Source organism: Armatimonas rosea (assembly GCF_014202505.1).
In the GTDB taxonomy this organism is placed as follows: Bacteria; Armatimonadota; Armatimonadia; order Armatimonadales; family Armatimonadaceae; genus Armatimonas; species Armatimonas rosea.
In genome coordinates, this window is record NZ_JACHGW010000002.1 from 487,286 (window position 1) to 507,848 (window position 20,563).

The following is a 20,563-nucleotide window of genomic DNA, read 5'->3' on the forward strand; positions in this document are numbered from 1 at the left end:
AACTCCCTGAAAAGGAAAGAAGCAATGATCAACCTCAACCGGATCGTCCTGGCGACCCTTGCTCTCACGCTGGCGAGTAGCGCCTTCGCTCTGCCAAAGTACGCACAAAAAGAAAATAAGAAGTGTGGCTTCTGTCATGTCAACGCAGCAGGCGCGGGTAAGCGCACTGCGGCGGGCGAGTGGTACAAGTCCCACGACCACAGCCTCAAGGGCTTCAAAGAGCCCGCTCCGACCAAGCCTGCTCCCAAGAAGAAGTAGTAGGAGCTATGCAGACACCGCAGAAACCTCCTCAGGCCTCTCCCGAGGTGCCCGCTACCGATAAGATCAAGGATCTCTCGGTAGCGCTGCGGATTGTCCATGAAGAGACCAACTACGACGAGCTTAAAAAGATCGGGGGGGCTTTTGCCACCTCGTATCGTGTCCCGACCTACGAGATAACCTACAAGTGGCCGGGCAAGCTCCGTGTCGAAGGAAAAGCAGGGCCGCTCTCGGCCCTGCTGATCTATGTCGGCGATACCAAGCTGTTTCGCGTGGGGCTGATCAAAAAGACACAGGATGTCCACGGCAACCCTGGCCAGAAACAGAGCTTGATGGACGTGGGGATCTTCTCCAAGGACTGGCTCAGCACCGACTACCAGGCAGTCTTTCAAAAGCGCGAGGGGCCACTGCTGGTCTACAAGCTCGTGCAGCGCAACACGGATAACAAGAGCTACGAGCTCGCCTGGGTGAACCCCAAGACCTTTATCACCGAGAAGCGCCAGAGCCACAACACCGAGGGAGAGCTCCAAAAAGAGATTCGCTACCTCAAGCCCCGTGAGCTCCGCCCAGGGATCTTCTTGCCCTCGCGTGTGGAGATCTACAACCAGTTTGGCAAGCTCGGGGCGGTGCAGACGGTCGAAGAGGTGCGGGTCAATACAGGGATTGCGGAGAGCGTGTTCCAGCTATGAGGGGCTTGCTGGGCCTTTCGTGTGTCGTCCTGGCACTGCCTGCAGGGGCACAGCCGCAGCAGTCTACCGAGCGCCCTGATTTTTTTGCGATCTATCCCCCCGCCCCCCGTGGAACCTTCCAGCCCACTCGGCCCCCTGCCTCGACCGCCTCGCGTGACCCCGATCTGATTGGCCCCAAGCCTTTCTACCGGGACCCCGCGACCTGGCTCTTTGGCGGTGCCCTGGACTGGCGCTACCGCAATGGAAGCAACGATACCCGGGGCGGCTATATCGCGTCGGGGCGCTACACCCTCGACTACATCCGGGCCAACCCCAAGGACGGTGACGAGCGCGGGGGGGTGCGGCTTCAGGTGGTGAGTGAGTCCGAGGGACCACGGGGTACCGCCCTAAACCGGCTCCATGCGTCAGAGGCCTATGTCTTCTACCGGTTCCTACTGCCCGGTGTCGATGCCACTGTCCGCGCCGGGCAGTTTGTGATTCCCTTTGGCCTCGCCGCGGTCTACGACACGCCCTTGCAGCCGATCCAGCCGCTCTATGAAAAGTCTTTGGGCCTCCGGATCGACACGGGGGCGATGCTCGAAGGGCGCTACGGCCCCTACCGCTACTATGTGGCCGCGACAACCGGCTCGGGGCCGAACCGCTCGGACTTCGATGGCAATAAAGTGGTGATGATGCGCCTGGAGAGCACGTTTCGCACCCAGGCCGAGAGCGGTCGTCTCCAGCTAGGAGGCTCCTTGCTCACCGGGCGTGGCCCCGTGACTACTTTTGACACCCAGCTTCCGGCATCGGGGATCTCCAGCGCCCGGGACTTTATCGACAAGACCCGCATGGCCGCCGATGCGATCTACCGCCTAGAGAAGCTCGAAGCACGCGGCGAGGTTGTCTTTGGTGCCGATGGCCAGAACCCGGTCTGGGGCTACTTTGGCGAGGCGAACCTGGCAGTCGCCCGAAAGACCACGGCGGTGGGGATGCTCAAGAGCTGGAAGTTTGGCGACAAGCCCCAGTCTGCCACCGCGGTGGGCCTGGGAGCCAACTACGCGCTCACCAAAGGCCTCACGGTCCGTGCCCTCTACGAGTACGAGCGTGATGTCCCCAGCAAGACCGCCGGGGGCAAGCCGACCATCGAGCAGCGTTTTACCCTCCAGACCCGCCTGAACTTCTAGCCGCTCCCTACTCCCGCACAAGGCGAAAGCCGACATAGGGGCTCTTGAAGCCAGGGAGGTTGCCGCCGCGCTGCCCGACACGCTGCTTGGCGGGATCGAGGGCGAAGCAGCCCCCGCGGAGCACCCGCTCTGTGGCGCTGGGATCGCGCGCGAGCGGGTCGGTGAGGGGGCCGGTGGCGTAGAAGTTTTGGACATAGCTGTCCTCGCACCACTCCCAGACATTCCCACAGACATCAAAGAGCCCCCAGACATTGGCGGCTTTCTTTCCCACGGGATGCGTTCTCTGCCCCGCATTGGCAAAGACCCACGCGAGCTGCGGGAGAGTCTCTAGAGTCGCCTCGCCGGTCTTGGTGGCGGGGAAGAGCCCCGTGCTGCCCGCACGCGCGGCGTACTCCCACTCCGCCTCGGTGGGGAGGCGGAAGCGGGCACCGCCGCTGCGCTTGCTGAGCCACTGGCAGTAGGCCCTTGCCTCGTCCCAGCTCACGGAGTCCACGGGAAGGGTCTCGCCCTTAAACGCCGACGGATTGGCGCGAAACTTCCTCCACTGGCCCTGGGTTACCTCGGTCTCGGAGATAAAGAAGGGCTTGCTGATGCGGATCGGACGGGCGGGCTGCTCCTCTTGCGCGAGCCGTGTCCAGAGCCCCGCTTTCTGCAAGAGTGCCTTCTGCGGCTCGGTCAGGCCACGGGTAAAAGTCCCCGCCGGAATCTTCACAAACCAGATCCCCCCAAAGCGTGCTCGCCCAAAGTCGGGGATGCGTGCCGGGTCGTCGTCGGCGGCATCCAGCACGAGTCCCGGCGGCGGTGGGCTCGGTGTCCCCTCCACCAGGGTCACGTTGCTGATCCAGAGCACGGGGTTCTCGGGCGTGGTCTTGGCGATCGAGAAAAGCAGGAGGTTCTTCTCGGGGTCGGGGCTGCTGGCGGTGAACTGGATCGCAAAGGGCCGGTCCTCCGTCGTCAGCTTGAAGCTCTCCTCGAGCCCGATATTGCGCACGACTCCTTGGCTATCGGCGGTCGTGGTGGCGGTGAGGGGAAGCACATACGGCTGGCTCGCCCGAGCGGTGAACCAGAGCGTGTAGGTCTGGCCGTCTTTGAGCCCTTCGAGTCGGTGGCTGAGCCGCGCGACCGTCCCCGGGCGACGGGCCAGGTACTCCAGGCGCATGGTCTCGCCTTCGTAGGTCACCGACGGCCCATCGCCCACTTTCTTGGGCGTTACCTCCCACCCCGAGCCCGTGCGGTCCCGCAGGTCCGAGAGCAGGCCGCGCTTGGCGTAGCCCTGTAGCGCGTGGGCAGGCAGGGCGGCGAGCAGGCAGATCCCGCCGATCAGAACGGCGGGCCATGCCTCCCCCTGGCGGGACAGCCCGCCGACCCCCTCCGGCTTCGCGAAGGGGGTATGGGCGGCACGCCCTTCGTAGCGCGTAGCGCTCTCCAGCCCCCCCGCTCTAACCGGGGGGGACTTAAAGCGAGAAGGTCTGGTAGTCGCTCTGGTCGGGGGGGCCGTCGGTGAGGTGAAGAACCCGTGCATCCAGGTCCATAACAGCGCTGGTAACCGTGACATAGTGTTGCTCCGGGGGCTCTGCTAGGTTTCGGTGGCGGCAGAGGCCAAAGGGATCGTCCTGGGTATCGCGCAGCGCGGTCTGGATCGACTCAAGCGTGGTGGGCCGGGCGGCAAGGAGCAGCTCGGCGAGGCGGGCTTCGCGGCGGCGCGAGTAGATGCGGCGCGGGTTGGGCGGCTCAGCGACCCCCAGCTCCGCGGGATTGACAAAGTGGTTGGCGTGGGTCAGCACCCCCTCGACCGGCGCGAGAAAGCCCTCGGTGTCGGGGGCGGCCTCGATATCCAGCACAAAGCCGGGGGGCTGCGCGATCAGGAAGTTGGTCGAGCAGGCGCGTGGCTCGCCGGTGATGACCTTGACCGCATCGTTGAAGTCCCGCTGGCGCAGGATCTCGTAGAAGCGCACGTGGGCCGGGCGGGAGAAGCGCGACCAGTCGTCGTCGGTGGTGGTAATCCCATTGATCGCCAGCCCGACTCCTGCGGAGTTAAAGCCCACCTTCGCCCCGACAATCCCAGACTCCGTGAAGGCTAGGGTCTCAAGGCCATCGGGCTCATGAGTGTGCAGGACCGCGCCCTGGACCTCGGGAATCCAGTCCCAGTTCTGCCCGATAATCAGGTGCTTCTCGGTAGTCACCTCGGGGAGGAGCGCAAAGAGCGTGCAGCCATCGGCCTGGGCCTCGCGCGCCATCGCCATCTTCCCAAACTGGTAGTAGAGGATCTCGTAGCGGACATTCAGCGCGACAATATCCAGAAAGTCGAACCCACCGCCCTCCGCGACACCCTGCATCCCGGCGAAGTACTCCGGGCTCTGGCGCTCGATATGACCGGCGTACTGCGCCGCGATCTCGTGCACTTGCTCGCGCTCTAGGAGCGTCTCACGCAAGAAACGGTCAAAGTACACCGCGATATTGGCCGCGACCCGGTCTTTGAGCTGTGCGCCGTGCTGGCGGCCTTGCTCAAGCGGCGTGCCACGAAGGGTTACAAGAGGAAGCATTGTCGCTATTGTAGCATGGCGTAGCGGTAGATCGTGCGCTTCCCATCGAAGAGGCAGAGCGTCTGCCCCTCGTCGGTGAGGAAGGGAAGGGCCTCGGGAAAGGGGAGCGGCGCTTGCCAGCGAGGCTCGCCCGTCGCGGTGTAGCAGACGAGCGCCTTGTCTCCGGCAACCACGACATGTTTTCCGTCGTAGGCGAGCTCGGGATAGTCGCCGAGATTGTCGGGGAGGGGAAACTGCCGCAGAGGCTCTCGGGCTGGCGTGTAGAGACAGACCTGCTTGTCGTCCAGCAGAGCCAGCGAGCCGTCTCTTGCCACGGCCCCAGGAGCAAGACGCAGACGAATCCTATCCAGCCACCGCCCGTCGGGGCGGCGCTCCAGGGGGCGACGGTAGGGTAGCTTGGGGCGTGGGATTGGCTTGCCACGAAGATCGAACCACTCATCTTCGATCCTAAAGGTGTCGCTGGGGCCAAACGTGAGGGCAGTGCCCAGAAAAGAACGAAACGAGCTCTGTGGCTTCATCGGTCGGTAGCGTGTGCGCCAGGTTCCGTCTGCCGCGAAGAGGTGCGCGGTGGAGGTGCGCTTGTCCACCGCGAGGATGCGCCCATCGGGGTGGATCGTCAGGTCCGAGATCGCTGTCAGCGAGCGGGTATCAGGCGGCGTCCCGAGCAGTCGAACCGGGCGGCCCTTCTGATTCTGCTGCAGGAGGCAGTAGTCATCGCTCACCCAGAGGTTGCCACTCGTGGTGATGGTTGGCTGAGGGAACTCGATCGCCTGCCCTGCCAGATCGTGCGGAGTCGCCTCGGCCAGCACCCTCCCGGTCTTCGTCATCCAGATCAGCGAAGGCTCGCTGTTGAAGTCATGGATCAGAAAACCGCCGTCGGGAGTCGCACGAATATCGTTGGGGTAGCGGGGCTCACGCTTCCAGGCCTTTTGGAGCGAGATTGTCTTGAACCAGTGCCCTGCTTCGGTATAGAGATGAACCGTTTTCTGAGTGACGTCCAGCACCGCGACGGTTCCGTCTCGAAGGACGGTCGCCGACTCGGGGCTGAGAAGTGCCCGAGGTTTCTCACTGTCTCGGTAGCCATCGACGATCAGCTCCCAGCGTTTTTTGAGAGCTCCGTCGTAGGCAACAAGGGCATGAGAGATGGTATAGCGCTGGTGGATCGAGCCCAGGGTGATAAAGCCACCTCTTGGCAGGGCTGCGGCAGCTTGAAGCAAGGTCTCTTCCGAGCGGAGCGGTTTTCCAACTGTCTTCGTCCGAGCATCCACAGGGTAGGTATGGAGGAAGCGCTTTCCCTCCTTCTCGCGTTCCACAAAGACCAGAAACTGCTCGCTGTTGCGCCAGAGAAGCTGACTGAAGCGGTCCTTCTCTCTCTCCAGAGCGATGGGGGCGAGGGAGATGGTAGAGAGAAGCTTTCCCTGCTCACTGACCACAACCAGGTCTTTGTCCTCACGAAGGAACGCCAGACGGCCCGGCCCGGCGGCGATGAGGTTGCGAATCTCTCGGATCGGGTGGGCGGCTTGTGTGCTCGGGGAGCGCAGGGTGAGCGTGCCTTGGTGCGTGAGGGCGACCGTCGGGGCGGTAAAGACGAGGGGAGGCGGCTTTGGGACGACATAGGGCTCGCGGCCAGCCTCCATGACGCGCCAGGCGCCGTCAGGCTCTTTTGCGACCGTGAAGGTCACCCGCTGCTTCTCGCGCACGAAGCGCAGGGTGAACTCTCCTGGTTTCGTCGTCTCCAAGATCGCTCCGTCTCGACGAATCTCGTTGCGAAGGGAGTCTTGTGCGTCTTCATCGTGGGGGATGTCGTAGTCGGTGGGAAGCGCTTGTTTCCAGACACTCTTGCCGTTCAGGTCAATGAGGGTGAAGCGTGCGCCGGTGTGCCAGGGATCTCCGTCGGTGAAGAGCCACTGGTGAAGGAGAAAAAGGGGTGTTCCCGCAACCGACTTGGCCTTCAGAATACTGACGTGCTCCTCGTTGAAAACGAGGTCTTTGAGCCGCTTGCCGGTGCTCAGGGCATAGACAAACCACCTCTCTTCGCGCTGTTGACGGGCGTTGCCAGTAAGGATGAAGAGGCGGTCGGTGGTCTCGCTTGCCAGCACGCCCTCGCCCCAGGGACTCGGAAGCCCGTGCAGGTAGCCGGACTCGCGCGGCACGGAGGTGCGAAGCCGGGTCGTGCCATCGGGGGTGAGGATAACGACATCGAGCGTCCCATAGCCGCGTGATTGGCGTAGGCCCCAGAAACCCTCTTCGCCCTGCGAGTAGGCGTAGCCCGCCAGCGTCCCCGAGTCGGTGAGGTCGGCTTCCCAGAGGGTGAAGGGGCGTTTCCCTTCCCAGAGAACCGTCTGCCCCCGCTTGACCCGGTAGTGGGCGGGGCCGCCGCCCTCGCGGTTGGTGGGATTGACCAGCGCGGTGTACTCCCCCGACGGCGACACGTAGGTGCGTGGCTGCAAGACGGAGGGGAGGCGCTGTTTCATGGCTTAGCTACGCTCGACGGGCTTAGGGTCCTCGGCACCGACTCCGAGTCGATGAACGGCGAGCAGGTCTTCCAGGGAGTGGAGCTTGCGCACGAGGGTCTCGACATACTCCGCCGACGGTGCCTCGAAGTCCAGGCGCAGGACGGCGGTGTTCTTGGCGCGGTCGGAGCGGGTGTTGATGCCCAGGATGAAGACCTTGTTCTCGGAGAAGAGGTCGGTGACATCGCGCAGGAGGCCGTGGCGGTCGAAGGTCTCGATAATCACGCCGGTCTCGAAGCGCTCGGTGTCCGACGGGTGCCAGTCGATGGGGCTGAGGCGCTCGGCTTCGTAGGCCGCCACATTCGGGCAGCCATCGCGGTGGAGGATCATCCCCCGGCCACGGGAGACATAGCCCAGAATCTCATCGCCGGGTAGCGGCAGGCAGCAGCGCCCCCGGGTGACCGCGACCCCATCGACCCCGCCGGGAGCCAGCGCCAGCTTCTCTTTATTCCGGCGCCGCGAGAAGTCTTCGTCGGGCTTTTTCTTCTCTTTCTCCAGCTCGGGGCGCAGGCGGTTGACCACCATCCCCAGCGCCACATCGCCAAAACCCAGCGCCGCAAAGAGGTCCTCGACACTCTCTTTATTGAGCTGGTTGGCCAGTGGGAGCATCTTCTTGTTGTCGCGCAGGATCGCGGTGGAGAGCTGGAGGCGCTCTAGCTCCTCCATCAGCACCTCACGGCCCTGGATGACGTTGTCGTCGTACTTGAGCTTGCGGAAGTAGTTCTTGATCTTGCCACGCGCGTGGCCGGACTTGGAGTAGGTGAGCCAGTCCAGCGACGGCGTGGCCTGCGGGCGGGTGAGCACCTGGCAGATATCGCCGTTCTGGAGCTTGTAGGAGAGGTTCACGACCCGCCCGTTCACCTTCGCCTGCACGAGATGGTCGCCCACATCGGAGTGCACCCGGTAGGCAAAGTCGATCGGAGTCGCGCCCGCAGGCAGGTCGAGCACATCGCCCTTGGGGGTAAAGACAAAGACCTGGTCGGCGAAGAGATCGGTGCTGGCGCGGGAGAGAAACTCCCCGGGGTTGGCCTCGGCCTGCTGGGCATCGAAGAGCTGGGCGCGCAGGAAGGCCATCTTGCGCTCAAAGACATCCTTGCCCGCCCGTGCCGCCTCGCCGCGCTCCTTGTACGCCCAGTGCGCCGCGACCCCAAACTCGGCGGTCTTGTGCATGTCCCAGGTCCGAATCTGCACCTCCAGCGGCTCGCCCCGGGGGCCGTAGACCTTGGTGTGCAGGCTCTGGTAGAGGTTGGCCTTGCGCTTGGCGATGTAGTCGTCGAACTTGCCGGGGATGGGAAGATAGGTCTCGTGGACCACGCCGAGGGCGGTGTAGCACTCGGGGACCGTGGGGACAATCACGCGCAGAGCGATCAGGTCGTAGATATCGGTGAGCTCCAGCTCCTGCTTGATCATCTTGTTGTAGATGCTCCAGAGGTGCTTGGGACGGCCCTGGATATCCGGCGTGAGGCCTGCGCGCTCGAAGCCCTCCCGGAGCTTTTGGAGCGCATCGCGGATGTCCTCTTCGCGCTCGACCCGGGTGCGGGCGATCCGCTCGCTGAGCTCTTTGTACTCGGTGGGGTAGAGGTACTTAAAGGCCAGGTCTTCGAGCTGCCACTTTACCTGCCAGATCCCAAGGCGGTGGGCCAGCGGCGCGAAGATCTGCATGGTCTCCTCCGCGACCCGCTGCTGGCGCTCGGGGCGCAGGCCCTGGAGGGTGCGCATGTTGTGGAGCCGGTCCGCCAGCTTGATGACCATCACGCGAAAGTCTCGGGCGGTGGCCAGCAAGATCTTGCGCAGGTTCTCCGCCGACGAGCGGGTCTCGAGGCGCTTGCGGCGGCGTGAGTCCACTTTTCCGGTCTCCGCCTCTTTTGCTGCGGCCTCTTTTGCGGCGGCGGCCAGCTCGGGGGCGAGGCGCTCAAAGTCGGCGAGCTTGAGCTTGGTGACTCCATCGACCAGCTGCGCGATCTCCTCGGAGAAAGTCTCTTTGATCTCGTCGCGCGTCACCCCGCAGTCCTCGACCACATCGTGGAGGAAGCCCGCCGAGATACTGGCCTCGTCCATCTCCAGCTCCGCGAGGATCTGGGCGACCGCGACCGGGTGGATAATGTAGGGCTCGCCGCTCTTGCGGAGCTGGCCATCGTGTTTCTGTGTCGCAAAGTCGTGGGCGCGGCGGAGCAAGGCTATATCCGCGTGAGGGTTATAGCGAGCAACACGCTCTAGAATGCTCTCCAGACTTGCTGTCATAGGTAGGGGTTATTATAGTCTATCTGACGCTTCTTGCCCAGAGAGGCCTGGTACTCTGCATTTTGGTCTAGGATGATAAATTTTTCTTCTGTTGATAATTTTATAAGGCTGATTATCGCAAAGTGCTAAAATTTCTGGTAGAATTGGACGATTACCTGGCATAGTGATCCAAAATTAACTCTTGCCAGAAGAGAAGAGAGAGAAAATATGGGACGAAGACCAAAGGTTTTAACTGAAGGAACAGAAACCGCCACACCCGCACCTGTAGTGCGCCGCCGCCGCCGATCGACGGTAGATCATGGGGCTCAGGGGCAGATTCTCGTGGCCTCGTTGCTTAAATCGCGCGGTGAGCGTGGTGCAACGCAGGAAGAAGCGCTTGCTGTGGTGATGTGGGCTCGGGGAATTCACGAAGAGGCTGCGGAACTAAAGGCACTCTCCACCCGTGTTCGCCGTGCTAAGACCGAGAACGCCGCCGAGCGACAGGTTGCGCTGATGCTGAACCAGGCGCTCCTCGACGGAGTGCTCTCGGGCGCGCTGGCAGTCGATGTCAGCGAGTCGGGTGCGATCACCTTCAGCCAGGCCTAAGTGCCAAAAAAAGCCTCCCCGGCATGTCGCCGGGGAGGCTTTTTACTTTTCTAGAGCTTCAGCCGAATGACGTTCCACGAGGCGGCAGGGAGTGTCGCCGTGAGCGTCTCGCCGCTCACGACGGCGCCCGTCGCCTGCTGGGGCACGACATTCTCGGGGTTGGTCTCGGTATTGACGGCCTTAAGATCGGCGTGGTGCATCGTGGTCCACTCGATCACCTCGGCCTTACCAAAGCCCCGGAGCGTCGTGGTGAGCTCCAGCGGCTCGGTGAGGCTGCGGTTGATCGCAAAGATCGTCAGCGCATCGCCCGACTCACTGATAACCGCACTTGTTGCGAGGTACGGAGCCTTATCGCGAGTCGCACAGTCGTAGGTGGGGGAGCTGACTGCCGTTCGAAGCGCGGTGCCACGGCCGTACTGCGAGCACTGCTGGAGCGGGTAGAAGATGGTCTGCCGCCACGCGCCGCCACCGGGGCGAGTCATGATCGGCGCAATGACGTTCACAATCTGCGCGATACAGCCGATCTTGAGGCGATCCGCATACTGGAGCATCGCCAGCAGCATCCCGCCGACCACCAGCACGTCCTCCATGTTGTAGATGTCTTCCAGCTGCGGCCGGACCTCGTCCCAGCGCGCCCCGAGCTGGCCCCAGTCGCCGCTGTGGTACCAGACATTCCACTCATCGAAGCTGAGATTGATGGTCTTCTTGCTCTTCTTGGCTGCCTTCACCGCATCACAGAGCGCGATCGCCTCCGCGATAAAGTCGCCCATGTTCTCGGTCTCGGCGAGAAACGCGGGCGTGTCGTTGGCGCGGTTGTTGTAGTAGGTGTGCAGCGAGAGGTAGTCCACATTGTTGTAGCTCTCGTGCAGCGACTCCCACTCCCACTTGCCGAAGCTGGCCATGCCCCGCCCCGACGAGCCGCAGAGAATGGTCTCGATACTGCCATCCACCCACTTCATCAGCTTGGCGGCCTCGTTGGCGACCCGGCCGTACTCATACGCCGTGCGAGCACCCATCTGCCAGGGGCCGTCCATCTCGTTGCCCAGGCACCAGACCTTGATGCCGTACGGATCGGTCGCGCCGTGGCTCTTTCGTAAATCCGAGAGCTGCGTCCCGCCGGGATGGTTGCAGTACTCCACCAGCTGACGTGCCTCATCCGGGCCACGGGTCCCCAGATTGACGGCCATCATCGCCTCGGAGCCGACTTTCTTGCACCAGCTCATGAACTCATTGGTGCCAAACTCGTTGGTCTCGGTGATGCCCCAGGCCAGCTCCAGGCGTCGTGGACGGCTCTCGCGCGGCCCGACACCGTCTTCCCAGTTGTAGCCGCTGACAAAGTTGCCGCCGGGGTAGCGGATAATCGGCATCGAGAGCTCCCGTACCAGCGCGATCACATCCTCACGGAAGCCCTCGCTATCGGCGGTCGGGTGGCCGGGTTCGTAGATTCCGGTGTAGATATGGCGTCCCAGGTGCTCCGCGAAGCCCCCATAGACGCGTGGGTCGATCTCAGAGAGGACAAAGTCCTTGTCTAGTGTCAGCGTTGCGTTCATAAAGACAGTTTACAAAATAATCGAGGCTTATGCCAGCACCACCTCATGTGCACCTGTCGTCACCTCCCCTATCACACTCGCCGTCTCACCCGAGGCGCGGAGCGTAGCGAGGGTGGCGTCGGCGTGCTCGGGGGCGACCACGAGCACGAGGCCGACTCCCATGTTGAAGGTCCGGTACATATCCGCCTCGGGGACATTGCCGATCTGCTGGATGCGCTCGAAGATCGGGAGCACGGTGAAGCTGGACTTCTGGACCACCGCGCCGCAGTTCTCGGGGAGGGAGCGGGGGATGTTGTCGTAGAAGCCGCCGCCGGTGATATGGGCCATCGCCTTGATCGTGTCGCCCGCGTCGAGAATCGGCAGGATCGCGGGGGCGTAGCAACGGTGCGGCGCGAGCAGCTCGTCGGCGACCTCCTCCACAGGAACATTGCCGACCTCGAAGAGAACTTTCCTTGCCAGCGAGTAGCCGTTGGTATGGAGCCCCTCCGATGCCAGCCCGATCAGCACATCGCCTGGTGCGACACTCGCGCCGATGAGGATCTTGCTCTTATCCACCATCCCCACGATGCAGCCGGCGATATCGTACTCACCGTCGGTGTACATCCCCGGCATCTCCGCGGTCTCGCCCCCGATCAGGACGCAGCCACTGGTGCGGCAGCCCTCCGCGAGGCCCTTGACCACATCGGCCGCGACAATCGGGTCGAGCTTGCCGGTGGCGAAGTAGTCGAGAAAGAAGAGCGGGCGTGCGCCTTGGACCAGGATGTCGTTGACACAGTGCCAGACCAGATCGCGGCCCACAGTGTCGTGCTTGCCGGTCATGAAGGCCACTTTGAGCTTGGTGCCGACGCCGTCCATGCTACTTACCAGCACGGGCTCGCGCATCCCGCCAAAGTTGGGCTGGAACATCCCGCCGAAGCTGCCCACATCCGCTAGGACACCCTCGTTGAAGGTCGAGCGAATGTGCTGCTTCATCCGCCGTACCGCCTCGTTGCCCGCATCAATACTCACGCCGGAATCGGCATAGGTCACGCTCATAAACTAGCTCTCTTCTCCTCGCGCCCACGCACGCACTTGCTTGCGCCAGGCAATCTGTGTTGTCTTTTGGCCCTGAAGCACGAGCTCGGTGAGTCGTATTGCCTCGGCTCCCTCTAGCACCTTGCTACTTGTTAGGGCGACGAAACCTGCCTCCGTGCGGCTCAAAATTTGTAGCTTTGCCCCCCGCCAGCGCCAGATTTCCTGGACGCCTAGCGTGTGGTAGAGGCTATCCTTCCCGACCGAAGGGCTGGTGACATCCACTTCGATCACCAGATCAGGGTACATGGTGACAGGGTCGCTCTCCGTGTAGTCCTCGGAGATCTCGGCACGTGCTCCTAGTATGAAACCCGAGTCGGGTTCGGCTCCCTGGAGCCTCTCCTCGCGGGAGAACGTGGTGCTTCCGAGGGAGAGAAACGCAAGCTCGTGCTCCTCGCAGAAGAACTCCACCAGACTTTCGAGGAGGCGTTTGGGGGCTTCGTGCTTCAGAAGAGGGCTCATCTCGATTTCCAGGCAGCCACGGTCGTAGGTGAGGCGTGCCTGCTCCCCGACTTCAAAGAGAAGCCGCTGGTAGGTCTCCCAGGCCACGTTCTCCAGCACAACCGTCGACATTGTTTATCTAAAAGCTGGGTAGAGGGGCATTGGCTCTAAATCCGCCCAGCGCGTTTTCAGGATACCATACAGCTCTGCGGCCACCTGCGCGACTCCAGGCAAAAGAGCGACGAGCGGGGGCCGCGCCAGCAGGTTCTCCAGGCGGTGCAGGTGCCGCTGACGGAGCGTCACAAGCCCCCAGGTGTGGTCTTCTTCCTCCCAGTTGCCTGCCCAGTCCCACGTCAGGGTGAGCAGCACCCAGCCCGCAAGGACTAGCGTCAGCTGCTCTTCAAAATCGTCTCCGCCGGGAAAGTGCTCGCGGTAGCCGGCGAGCAGGCGCTCCGGTAGACCTTCGGGGAGCTTGCTCGTGCACCAGCAGGTGGGGAAGGGGGCGAGGAGATAGGCGGCATCTAGCAGAGCGTGGCGCATGCGTGCTCCCTCGCAGTCGAAGAAGACCACGCGCTCGCCGCGCAGGACATGGTTATCGGGGCAGCAGTCGGTGGGGCTGAAGGCGAGGTAGTCGCCGGGGCTCTCCACCACCACGCCGATCCGTGCCAGCTCCGAGACGAAGCTCTCGGGGAGCACGACCCCGTAGCGCTCCGCAAGCTCGCCAAATTTTGCTACCTCGCTCTGGAACTCGCCGGGCACGCTGGGCTTTGGTGGTGCTCCGCCGCGTGCGGTTCGTAGCGCGTCCCACTGCGCCGCGCTTTCCTGGGTCGCCGCATGGAGCGCGCCAAGGCTCCGTGCGTAGGCAAAGAGTGCGGCTTCTGCGGCTGTGGGATCGCTTCCTGTCAGCCGGTCCGCGAGGCTCTGCGCGTCCGCCCCCAGGTCCTCCATCAGATAGAAGCCACGCTCGGGATCGCCCGTGTAGGCCACCGGCCCCAGTCCGAGCGGCCCCAAGACTTCGCAGCCCGCCCACTCGTTGCAGAAGCGAGAAAAGGCACTGCGCGGGGCATCGTCGCCCACCACATATGGGTTTTCGTCGTCGCCGAGGGATGCCTTCAAGATCACGCTCGCCACGGGGCCATTTTCGACGGCGAGGCGGTAGACCCGGTTGCGGCCCTGCTCCCGAAACGTGTCGGTGATCGTGCAGGTGATCGCCTCGCCCCACAGTGTCCGCAGGGCTTGCTCCGCGGCGGATTGCCAGTTCTCGGTCTCGGTCACTTGGGGTGTACCACGAAGGTTTTGATCTCAAAGGGCCGGTAGGGAAAGGTCAGGGTGTTGTTTTTAAACGGCACGGGCATGGGGTCTTGCTCCAGGGAGTTGGTCTCGTAGGCGGCGGCGAGCTTGAAGCCGAAGGTGAGGGTTGCCTCGCCGCGGGTTTGGAGGGCTTCGTAGAGGCGGACAACCAGCGCGTTGCCGTCGGTCTCGGTGCGCTTGACGGTCTCGATAATCAGGCCTTGGTCGTCTATCGAGACAAAGTCGTAGCGGGGGGGGAGTGCGGCCTTGGGGTTCTTCGGGGCGAAGCGGGCGAGCAGCGGGTAGCTGAGCGCGTGGGCTTCATCGACCGTCTCGTTGCGCCAGTCGCCGGTGTGGGGGAGGATCGCGTAGGTGAAGCGGTGGAGCCCCTGGTCGGCGTCGGGGTCGGGGTAGATACCGGACTTGAGCAGCGTGAGCGAGAGCGTGTTCTCGCGGGCATCGTAGCCGTACTTGGTGTCCGAGAGAATGCTGACCCCGAAGTCTCCCTCGGAGAGATCGGCCCACTTATGACCACAGACCTCGAACTTGGCGGCGTCCCAGCTCGTGTTGCGGTGCGTCGGCCGCTCGATCGCGCCAAAGGGAATCTCGTAGGTGGCGCGGCTGGCGAGCACGGTGGCGGGTACATGGGCCTTGAGCAGGGTCTGGTGCTCGTGCCAGTCGATCTCCGTGACCAGCTCGACACGGGCAGAGTGCGCCCAGAGCTGGATGCGCTGGGTGATTCTGGAGTTCCGGAACTGACGCTCGACCAGGATACTCGCACGCACCGGGCCGTTCTCGATCACCTCAAAGCGGGTGACGGTGGCTTCGTCGGCGAGGGGGCAGGGGCTGTCGCGGTAGGTTGCGTCGATATTCCAGGCATCGTAGGCGGCGGGCTTGTCCTCATACGCGACCAGGGTGGCCGGGGCGGCCAGGGCCTCGCGCTCGCCGTCCTCGGTCTTGTGGACAATCGAGGCCAGCTCGCCGTGGGCAGTGAGCGTCACCCGGACAAAGTCATTTTCGAGGACATTCTCCTCGGCGACTACCGTGCTCTCATCGGCGGGGGCATCGGTGCGGCCCAGGCCAATGGTCTGGTAGCCAAGGGGCTCGACCTCCAGAAGCGTTACTAAGTACTCACGCTCCTTGCCGACCATGCGCAGGAACTGACTGCTGAGGGGCTCGCCGTCGGGGTCGGTGAAGAGGACACGGCCCTTGCGCACCAGATCGCCAGGGAGCCGGACATAGAACGAGTCGCTGGGGCGGAGCGTGTCGGTCGGGTTGAAGACAATCACGGAGTCCGTGGGCGTGGCGATATTCTGGGAGAGCTCCGTCAGTGCGGCATCTTGCAGGGCGAGAGCCCCTGAGACCACCTCACCCAGCTCGCGCTCGGCTTGCTCGACTGCAGGGCGGATGCAGGTGCCGGGGAGGATATCGTGGAACTGGTTGAGGAGCAGTGTCTCCCAGAGCGTGTCGAGCGCGGCCTTGGGGTAGGGCGTCCCCAGCTGGGTCTGGGCCAGCGCGGCAAATAGCTCGGCGCTGCGCAGGGCGCGCTCGGCGGTACGGTTGCCCTGCTTGATGCGCCCCTGCGACGTGTAGGTGCCGCGGTGGTTCTCCAGATAGAGCTCGCCGCTCCAGAGAGGCAGGTTGGTCTTGGGGAGGCGTGCAAAAAACGCATCGGCGCGGTCGAAGCCGCACGAGCCGAGGCCCGCGACACTCTGGAGCCGCCGCGCCACTTCAAGCATCCGCCGGGTCACGCCGCCGCCGCCATCGCCGTGCCCGACACAGTGGCAGATCTCTTGGTGCAGCGCCTTGTCCTGGTAGCGCTCCCAGCCACGGCGCAGCTCAAAGGGCGTCAGCTGCCCGTTGTAGGTGGAGATCTCCTGATTCAGCCCACGGTGGAACTCGGGCGCGGTCAGGAACTGGGTGAGGACCTCGGTGCCGTCGATCCCGCGCCAGCGGAACGTGTCGTGGGGCATGCGGTTGGTGTCCGACCAGGAGATCTTCGACGTCAGAAAGTACTCCAGCCCGCAGGACTTCATCAGCTGGGGCAGCGACGCGCTGTAGCCAAAGACATCCGGGAGCCAGAGAATCTTGGTCGTGACACCGAACTCTTGCTCAAAGAAGCGATTGCCAAAGAGCACCTGCCGGATGAGCGCCTCGCCCGATGCGAGGTTGCAGTCGGCCTCCACCCACATTCCCCCGGTCGGCTCCCAGCGCCCCTCGGCGACACGGGCTTTGATCTGCTCATACAGCTCGGGATAGAGCGTCTTGCACCAGGCATAGAGCTGGGGCTGGGACTGGGTGAAGGTAAACTCGGGGAACTCCCGCATCAGGCGCAGGGCCGTGGCAAAGGTCCGCCCCACTTTTTGCTTCGTGTTGGGAATCGCCCAGAGATATGCGAGATCAATGTGTGAGTGCCCCAGGAGCGCGACATGGGGCTCGGTGCTGGCGGCGGCGTGTTGTGTAAAGAACTGTGCCAGTACCGCCCGCGACTCCGCGTTGGTATCTGCCTGGAGTGCTTGCTCCAGTGCCTCCCGTAGGCTCTTGCCGGAGGGGGACCGCTCCGAAAGAACCCCGAGTAGCTCACTCGCCGTGAGGAGGTCGTAGTAGAGCCCCTCGGCCTCGCGATCGATCACGACCAGCTCGGCTGTCTGGAGTATCGCCTCGCCGCCGCGCGACGGGCTGTAGCAGGAGATCTCCAGCGTGTGGCTCTCGCCGCCGGTGGTGGGCTCGTGGAGGAGCACATCGCCGTGGTTGTAGTCCAGCGCTTGCCAGAGCTCTCCATCGACCGAGAGCAGCGGCTCGCAGCCGGGTAGCTCAAACCAGAGCCCCACTCGCTTGCCCGCCCAGTCTGGGGGAACCATGACGCTGGCACGCAACCAGCACTCTTCCTCGGTAGCGGTCCAGACAAAACCAGGGGCGACGGCTTGCACGTGCCCGGCGCGCTCAAAGGTCCAGTTGGTGATCGGGAGGCGCTGGGAGAAGACGGTGTGCTCGCAGGCGGTCAGCCACTGCTGCACCCACTCGGGGATAGAGGGAGAAATCATCGGCTCATTTTACCCCGCCCGTTGGAGGGGCTGGTCACCCCCCCGCTCCAACCGGGGGGACTACTCCGGGTCGTGCTGGAAGACTTCATCGAGGGGCTTGCCAAAGACAGCGGCGATACGAAAGGCAAGCTCCAGGGTGGGGGAGTACTTGGCAGCCTCGATAGCGATCAGGGTCTGGCGTGTCACTCCCACTTTCTCCGCGAGCGCTTGCTGCGTCAGCTCGCCGTGCTCGAAGCGGAGCTTGCGGATGTTGTTGCGGATCGGCATGGCTAGTACCCCCGCCGGTAGCCGTGGACTAGGGTGGCGTAGTGCACCAGCTCGCTCAGGACAAAGCTAAGGAGCGCGAGCTGCCCGACAAAGACCACCGAGATGAGCTGCGGAAAGACGGGCGCTAGAAAGACCCCGCCGAGCACCAAGAGCCAGAGCGCGATCACGAGAGTCCAGTGGGCGCTGCGAAAGGCCCGGTTCTCAATTGCGGTGTCCCGCTCATCGCGGGGCTCCTGGCGGGTGCGTAGCGCGATGACCGTCATGTAGACCGAGATCAAGGCTATCTGTGCCAAGACAGCGGCGACAAAGGCGACCACCACACGCGGCAGAACCAGCTCGCCGCGGCTCGCGAGCTGCGCGATAAAGGTGAAGTAGGGGACAAACACCACCCCGGTCGTGACCAGGCAGGCCCAGGCACTCTTCTCACGAAACGACATATCCATCGAAGTAACCTCCGTGGATAATGTACGGTATTTTTGACTTTATGTCAAAAATTTTTTACATTAGGTCAAGAGGGCACGGAGCTTGGCGACATTCTCCCGGTGGCCCTTGTTATCGTCCACGGGGGTCTCCACGATCAGCGGCAGGCTCTCCGGGAGGCGTGGGTCCGAGAGGAAGGCGACAAAGCCCGCATCACCAATCGTCCCCTCCCCGATATGGGCGTGGTGGTCGCGCTTGCTGGCGAGTCCGAACTTGGAGTCGTTGGCGTGGATAATCTTGAGCCGGTCAAAGCCGACCGTCGCCCCGAAGCGGTCCCAGACTCCGGTGGGATCGCCCACGAGGTCGTAGCCGGCGTCGTAGATATGGCAGGTATCCAGGCACACCACCAGGCGCTCCGGCTCGGCGACCCGGTCGATAATGGCGGGGAAGTGCTCAAAGACTCCGCCTAGGGTCGTGCCCTTGGCCGCCGTGGTCTCCAGCGCCACGCGCACATGAAAGCCCGCAGTGGCCTGGTGCACGGTGTCCAGCGAGGCCGCAAGCTGGACGCAGCCCGCGTCCTCGCCCGCGCCCATGTGTGCACCGGGATGCGAGACCAGAAAGTCCAGCCCCAGTGCCTCGCAGCGCTCCAGCTCCGCGATAAAGGCATTGAGCGATTTCTGCCGGGTCTCGGGATCGGGCGAGGCCAGGTTGATCAGATACGAGTCGTGGGCGATCAGGGGCGCAAGCTTGGTCTCGGTGGCCTTGACCTTCCAGAGCGCAATCGCCTCGTCGGTGAGGGCCTTGGCGGCCCACTGGCGCGGGCTTGAGGTGAAAATCTGAATCGTGTCGCAGGCGATATCGTGGCCCTCGATCAGGCCATTGTGCAGGCCACCGGCGACACCCGTGTGGGCTCCAAAGAGAAAACGAGGCATGTCCTAGATACTACCCGATCAGCCCGGACACGGAAAGGCGCTGCCCAGAAACTCGTCCCAGGTGTAGCTCCCGCACGACCAGCGGGTGGGGCTGGTGTTGCTCTGCCAGTCAAGCGGCTCGGCGGCGGCTTGCTCCATGGCGGCTCGGGTGAAGGCTTCGACCAGTGCCGCTCGCTGCTCCGGGCCGATGGCGTCCGGGTCGGCGGAGACAAAGAGAGGCGTGCCGCTTTTGGCAAGCAAGTCCAGCCACTGCCGGTTGTGCTCCCAGGGAACGGCGCTTGTCAGCCCCACGCAGTCGGCATCGACCGCAAAGAACGTGTTGTGCTGGGGCATCCGAAACGCCAGCGTATTGACCCCCATCTTACGCGTTCGCTCCCAGTGCCTGCCGCTGGTATCGTCGCCGGTGCGCTGGAGCTCAAACAGCCCCGCCCCTAGGTGCCCGACCGTGTTGCAGCCGATGAGATAGGTATCCCCCGCGGCCTGCCGAATGGTCTGGTAGAGCCCCGTGAGCGCCTCCGCCGTGGTGACTCCCCGATTGGCAAGGTGCCAGCCATCCGCAGTCACACTCCCGCCCATCCCAAAGCCCCAGCGCCCGGTCACATCGAAGGTCGTGAAGTCGTGCTTGAGCAGCTGGTAGCCCCAGTCCGCAAGCCGCGCGATATCGGTGTGGACAAGGTCCAGCACCTCAGGGACGGTCGGGTCCAGGTACGTCCTATCGCGCATCAACCGCCAGCTCTCCGGCGGGGCGCTGTTGAGGAGGGGACGAATCCAGATTCCAGGGCGCACGTCTTCGGACTTCATCCACGCGGCGAGGCCAGGAAGATCGGGGAACTTTGCGTTGCCCTGCTCGTAGGGGCCACCGTCGCAGCCGCTTGCCGGAAACCAGCCGGCATCGATCACGAAAAACGGGGCGTTCTCCCGGCTGGGCGAGAGCGCACGGATGAGGGCTGCGTCGCCCTTGACGGTCTCCTCGGAGATATTGCCGTAGCGGAAGTACCAGTCGTTGCCGCCATAGACCGGCTGTTTCGGAAGGCGCGGCGCGGGGCAGAGGGCGCGGCAGAAGCGGGTGGCAAAGGCAAAGGCGCTCTCACCCGGCTCCGACTCCAGGGGGATAATCCTCGCTGCCTCCAGGGTCCGCTCCCCCAGCCGGACACCCGCGCCGCCGTTTCGCACATCCAGCACGAGCGTGATTCCTGCGGCATCCACGCGCCACGACGCAAGGCTCGCGGCGCCGGTCTGCACCCCAAAGCCCCGTGTTGCCCCGGACTTGGGCTCATGAACGAGGGCGTACCACGGCAAGACGCGCTCCGCGGAGATTCCCCGCCACTCCAGGTCGCCGTAGCCCCGCTCCCAGGCATCGCCCAGCACCTGCACGCCCTCTGTCATCGGCAAGCTCCAGCGCAAGACCACCCAACAGAGCGGCTCCGAAGACGAGATCAAGACGCGCCCATCGGTAATCACAACTTCGGCGGCGGAGTCGTTGCGGCCGGTCTCGGTGAAGACGGCAAGCTGGTCGGGGGAAGAGGACAACATGCTCCAGAGATTCGGCCTGCCCC

The 20,563-nt window shown here is 63.7% G+C and carries 17 protein-coding genes; 4 read left to right on the forward strand and 13 right to left on the reverse strand.

From position 1 onward, the window contains the following. Window positions 1-24: 24 nt before the first annotated feature. From HNQ39_RS10185 to HNQ39_RS10195, 3 genes are read left to right on the forward strand one after another with little or no spacing between them, the layout of a single operon-like run. Complete coding sequence (locus tag HNQ39_RS10185; protein WP_184194896.1) at window positions 25-258, forward strand: hypothetical protein; 234 nt, start codon at window positions 25-27, stop codon at window positions 256-258. Between the two features lie 8 nt (window positions 259-266). After that, complete coding sequence (locus HNQ39_RS10190; protein WP_184194899.1) at window positions 267-947, forward strand: LolA-like protein; 681 nt, start codon at window positions 267-269, stop codon at window positions 945-947. Continuing rightward, window positions 944-2,110 carry a hypothetical protein gene (locus tag HNQ39_RS10195; protein ID WP_184194902.1) on the forward strand — a complete coding sequence of 389 codons (1,167 nt, stop codon included), beginning with the start codon at window positions 944-946 and terminating at the stop codon, window positions 2,108-2,110. The genes HNQ39_RS10190 and HNQ39_RS10195 overlap by 4 nt, the downstream gene beginning before the upstream one ends. Window positions 2,111-2,117: 7 nt before the next feature. Here the strand turns inward: HNQ39_RS10195 and HNQ39_RS10200 are convergent, their stop codons facing one another. From HNQ39_RS10200 to HNQ39_RS10215, 4 genes are read right to left on the reverse strand one after another with little or no spacing between them, the layout of a single operon-like run. Continuing rightward, window positions 2,118-3,665, reverse strand: coding sequence for a formylglycine-generating enzyme family protein (locus tag HNQ39_RS10200; protein WP_184194905.1), 1,548 nt, complete (start codon window positions 3,663-3,665; stop codon window positions 2,118-2,120). Continuing rightward, complete coding sequence (locus HNQ39_RS10205; protein WP_184194908.1) at window positions 3,565-4,653, reverse strand: C45 family autoproteolytic acyltransferase/hydrolase; 1,089 nt, start codon at window positions 4,651-4,653, stop codon at window positions 3,565-3,567. The genes HNQ39_RS10200 and HNQ39_RS10205 overlap by 101 nt, the downstream gene beginning before the upstream one ends. Window positions 4,654-4,658: 5 nt before the next feature. After that, on the reverse strand, window positions 4,659-7,127 hold the full coding sequence (locus HNQ39_RS10210) for an NHL repeat-containing protein (RefSeq protein WP_184194911.1): 2,469 nt from the start codon (window positions 7,125-7,127) through the stop codon (window positions 4,659-4,661). A gap of 3 nt (window positions 7,128-7,130) precedes the next feature. Continuing rightward, on the reverse strand, window positions 7,131-9,407 hold the full coding sequence (locus HNQ39_RS10215) for a RelA/SpoT family protein (RefSeq protein ID WP_184194914.1): 2,277 nt from the start codon (window positions 9,405-9,407) through the stop codon (window positions 7,131-7,133). A gap of 321 nt (window positions 9,408-9,728) precedes the next feature. Between HNQ39_RS10215 and HNQ39_RS10220 the strand changes: the two genes are divergently transcribed. Then, entirely contained in the window at window positions 9,729-9,992 is a 264-nt protein-coding gene (locus HNQ39_RS10220) for a hypothetical protein (RefSeq protein ID WP_184194917.1), read from the forward strand. Between the two features lie 50 nt (window positions 9,993-10,042). On the opposite strand, the gene arfA is transcribed toward HNQ39_RS10220, so the two are convergent. From arfA to HNQ39_RS10265, 9 genes are all read right to left on the reverse strand, one after another. Continuing rightward, window positions 10,043-11,542 carry an arabinosylfuranosidase ArfA gene (gene arfA / locus HNQ39_RS10225; protein WP_184194920.1) on the reverse strand — a complete coding sequence of 500 codons (1,500 nt, stop codon included), beginning with the start codon at window positions 11,540-11,542 and terminating at the stop codon, window positions 10,043-10,045. 27 nt (window positions 11,543-11,569) lie between these two features. Next, window positions 11,570-12,577 carry a phosphoribosylformylglycinamidine cyclo-ligase gene (gene purM / locus HNQ39_RS10230; RefSeq protein WP_184194923.1) on the reverse strand — a complete coding sequence of 336 codons (1,008 nt, stop codon included), beginning with the start codon at window positions 12,575-12,577 and terminating at the stop codon, window positions 11,570-11,572. A gap of 3 nt (window positions 12,578-12,580) precedes the next feature. After that, a complete protein-coding gene (locus tag HNQ39_RS10235; protein WP_184194926.1) occupies window positions 12,581-13,186 on the reverse strand; it encodes a Uma2 family endonuclease in 606 nt (201 codons plus the stop codon). A 3-nt stretch (window positions 13,187-13,189) separates the two neighbouring features. Then, complete coding sequence (locus HNQ39_RS10240; protein WP_184194929.1) at window positions 13,190-14,329, reverse strand: hypothetical protein; 1,140 nt, start codon at window positions 14,327-14,329, stop codon at window positions 13,190-13,192. After that, window positions 14,326-17,388: an alpha-mannosidase gene (locus HNQ39_RS10245; RefSeq protein WP_184194932.1), complete on the reverse strand. Its 3,063-nt coding sequence runs from the start codon at window positions 17,386-17,388 to the stop codon at window positions 14,326-14,328. Before HNQ39_RS10245 ends, HNQ39_RS10240 begins: the two co-directional genes overlap by 4 nt. A gap of 60 nt (window positions 17,389-17,448) precedes the next feature. After that, entirely contained in the window at window positions 17,449-17,655 is a 207-nt protein-coding gene (locus HNQ39_RS10250; protein ID WP_184194935.1) for a helix-turn-helix transcriptional regulator, read from the reverse strand. A 2-nt stretch (window positions 17,656-17,657) separates the two neighbouring features. Continuing rightward, entirely contained in the window at window positions 17,658-18,092 is a 435-nt protein-coding gene (locus HNQ39_RS10255) for a hypothetical protein (RefSeq protein WP_184194938.1), read from the reverse strand. A 66-nt stretch (window positions 18,093-18,158) separates the two neighbouring features. Then, the gene (locus tag HNQ39_RS10260) at window positions 18,159-19,007 is read right to left on the reverse strand and encodes a deoxyribonuclease IV (protein ID WP_184194941.1); all 849 of its coding nucleotides are present in this window, start codon (window positions 19,005-19,007) and stop codon (window positions 18,159-18,161) included. 18 nt (window positions 19,008-19,025) lie between these two features. Continuing rightward, window positions 19,026-20,540, reverse strand: coding sequence for an alpha-amylase family protein (locus HNQ39_RS10265; protein WP_184194944.1), 1,515 nt, complete (start codon window positions 20,538-20,540; stop codon window positions 19,026-19,028). Window positions 20,541-20,563: the final 23 nt, after the last annotated feature.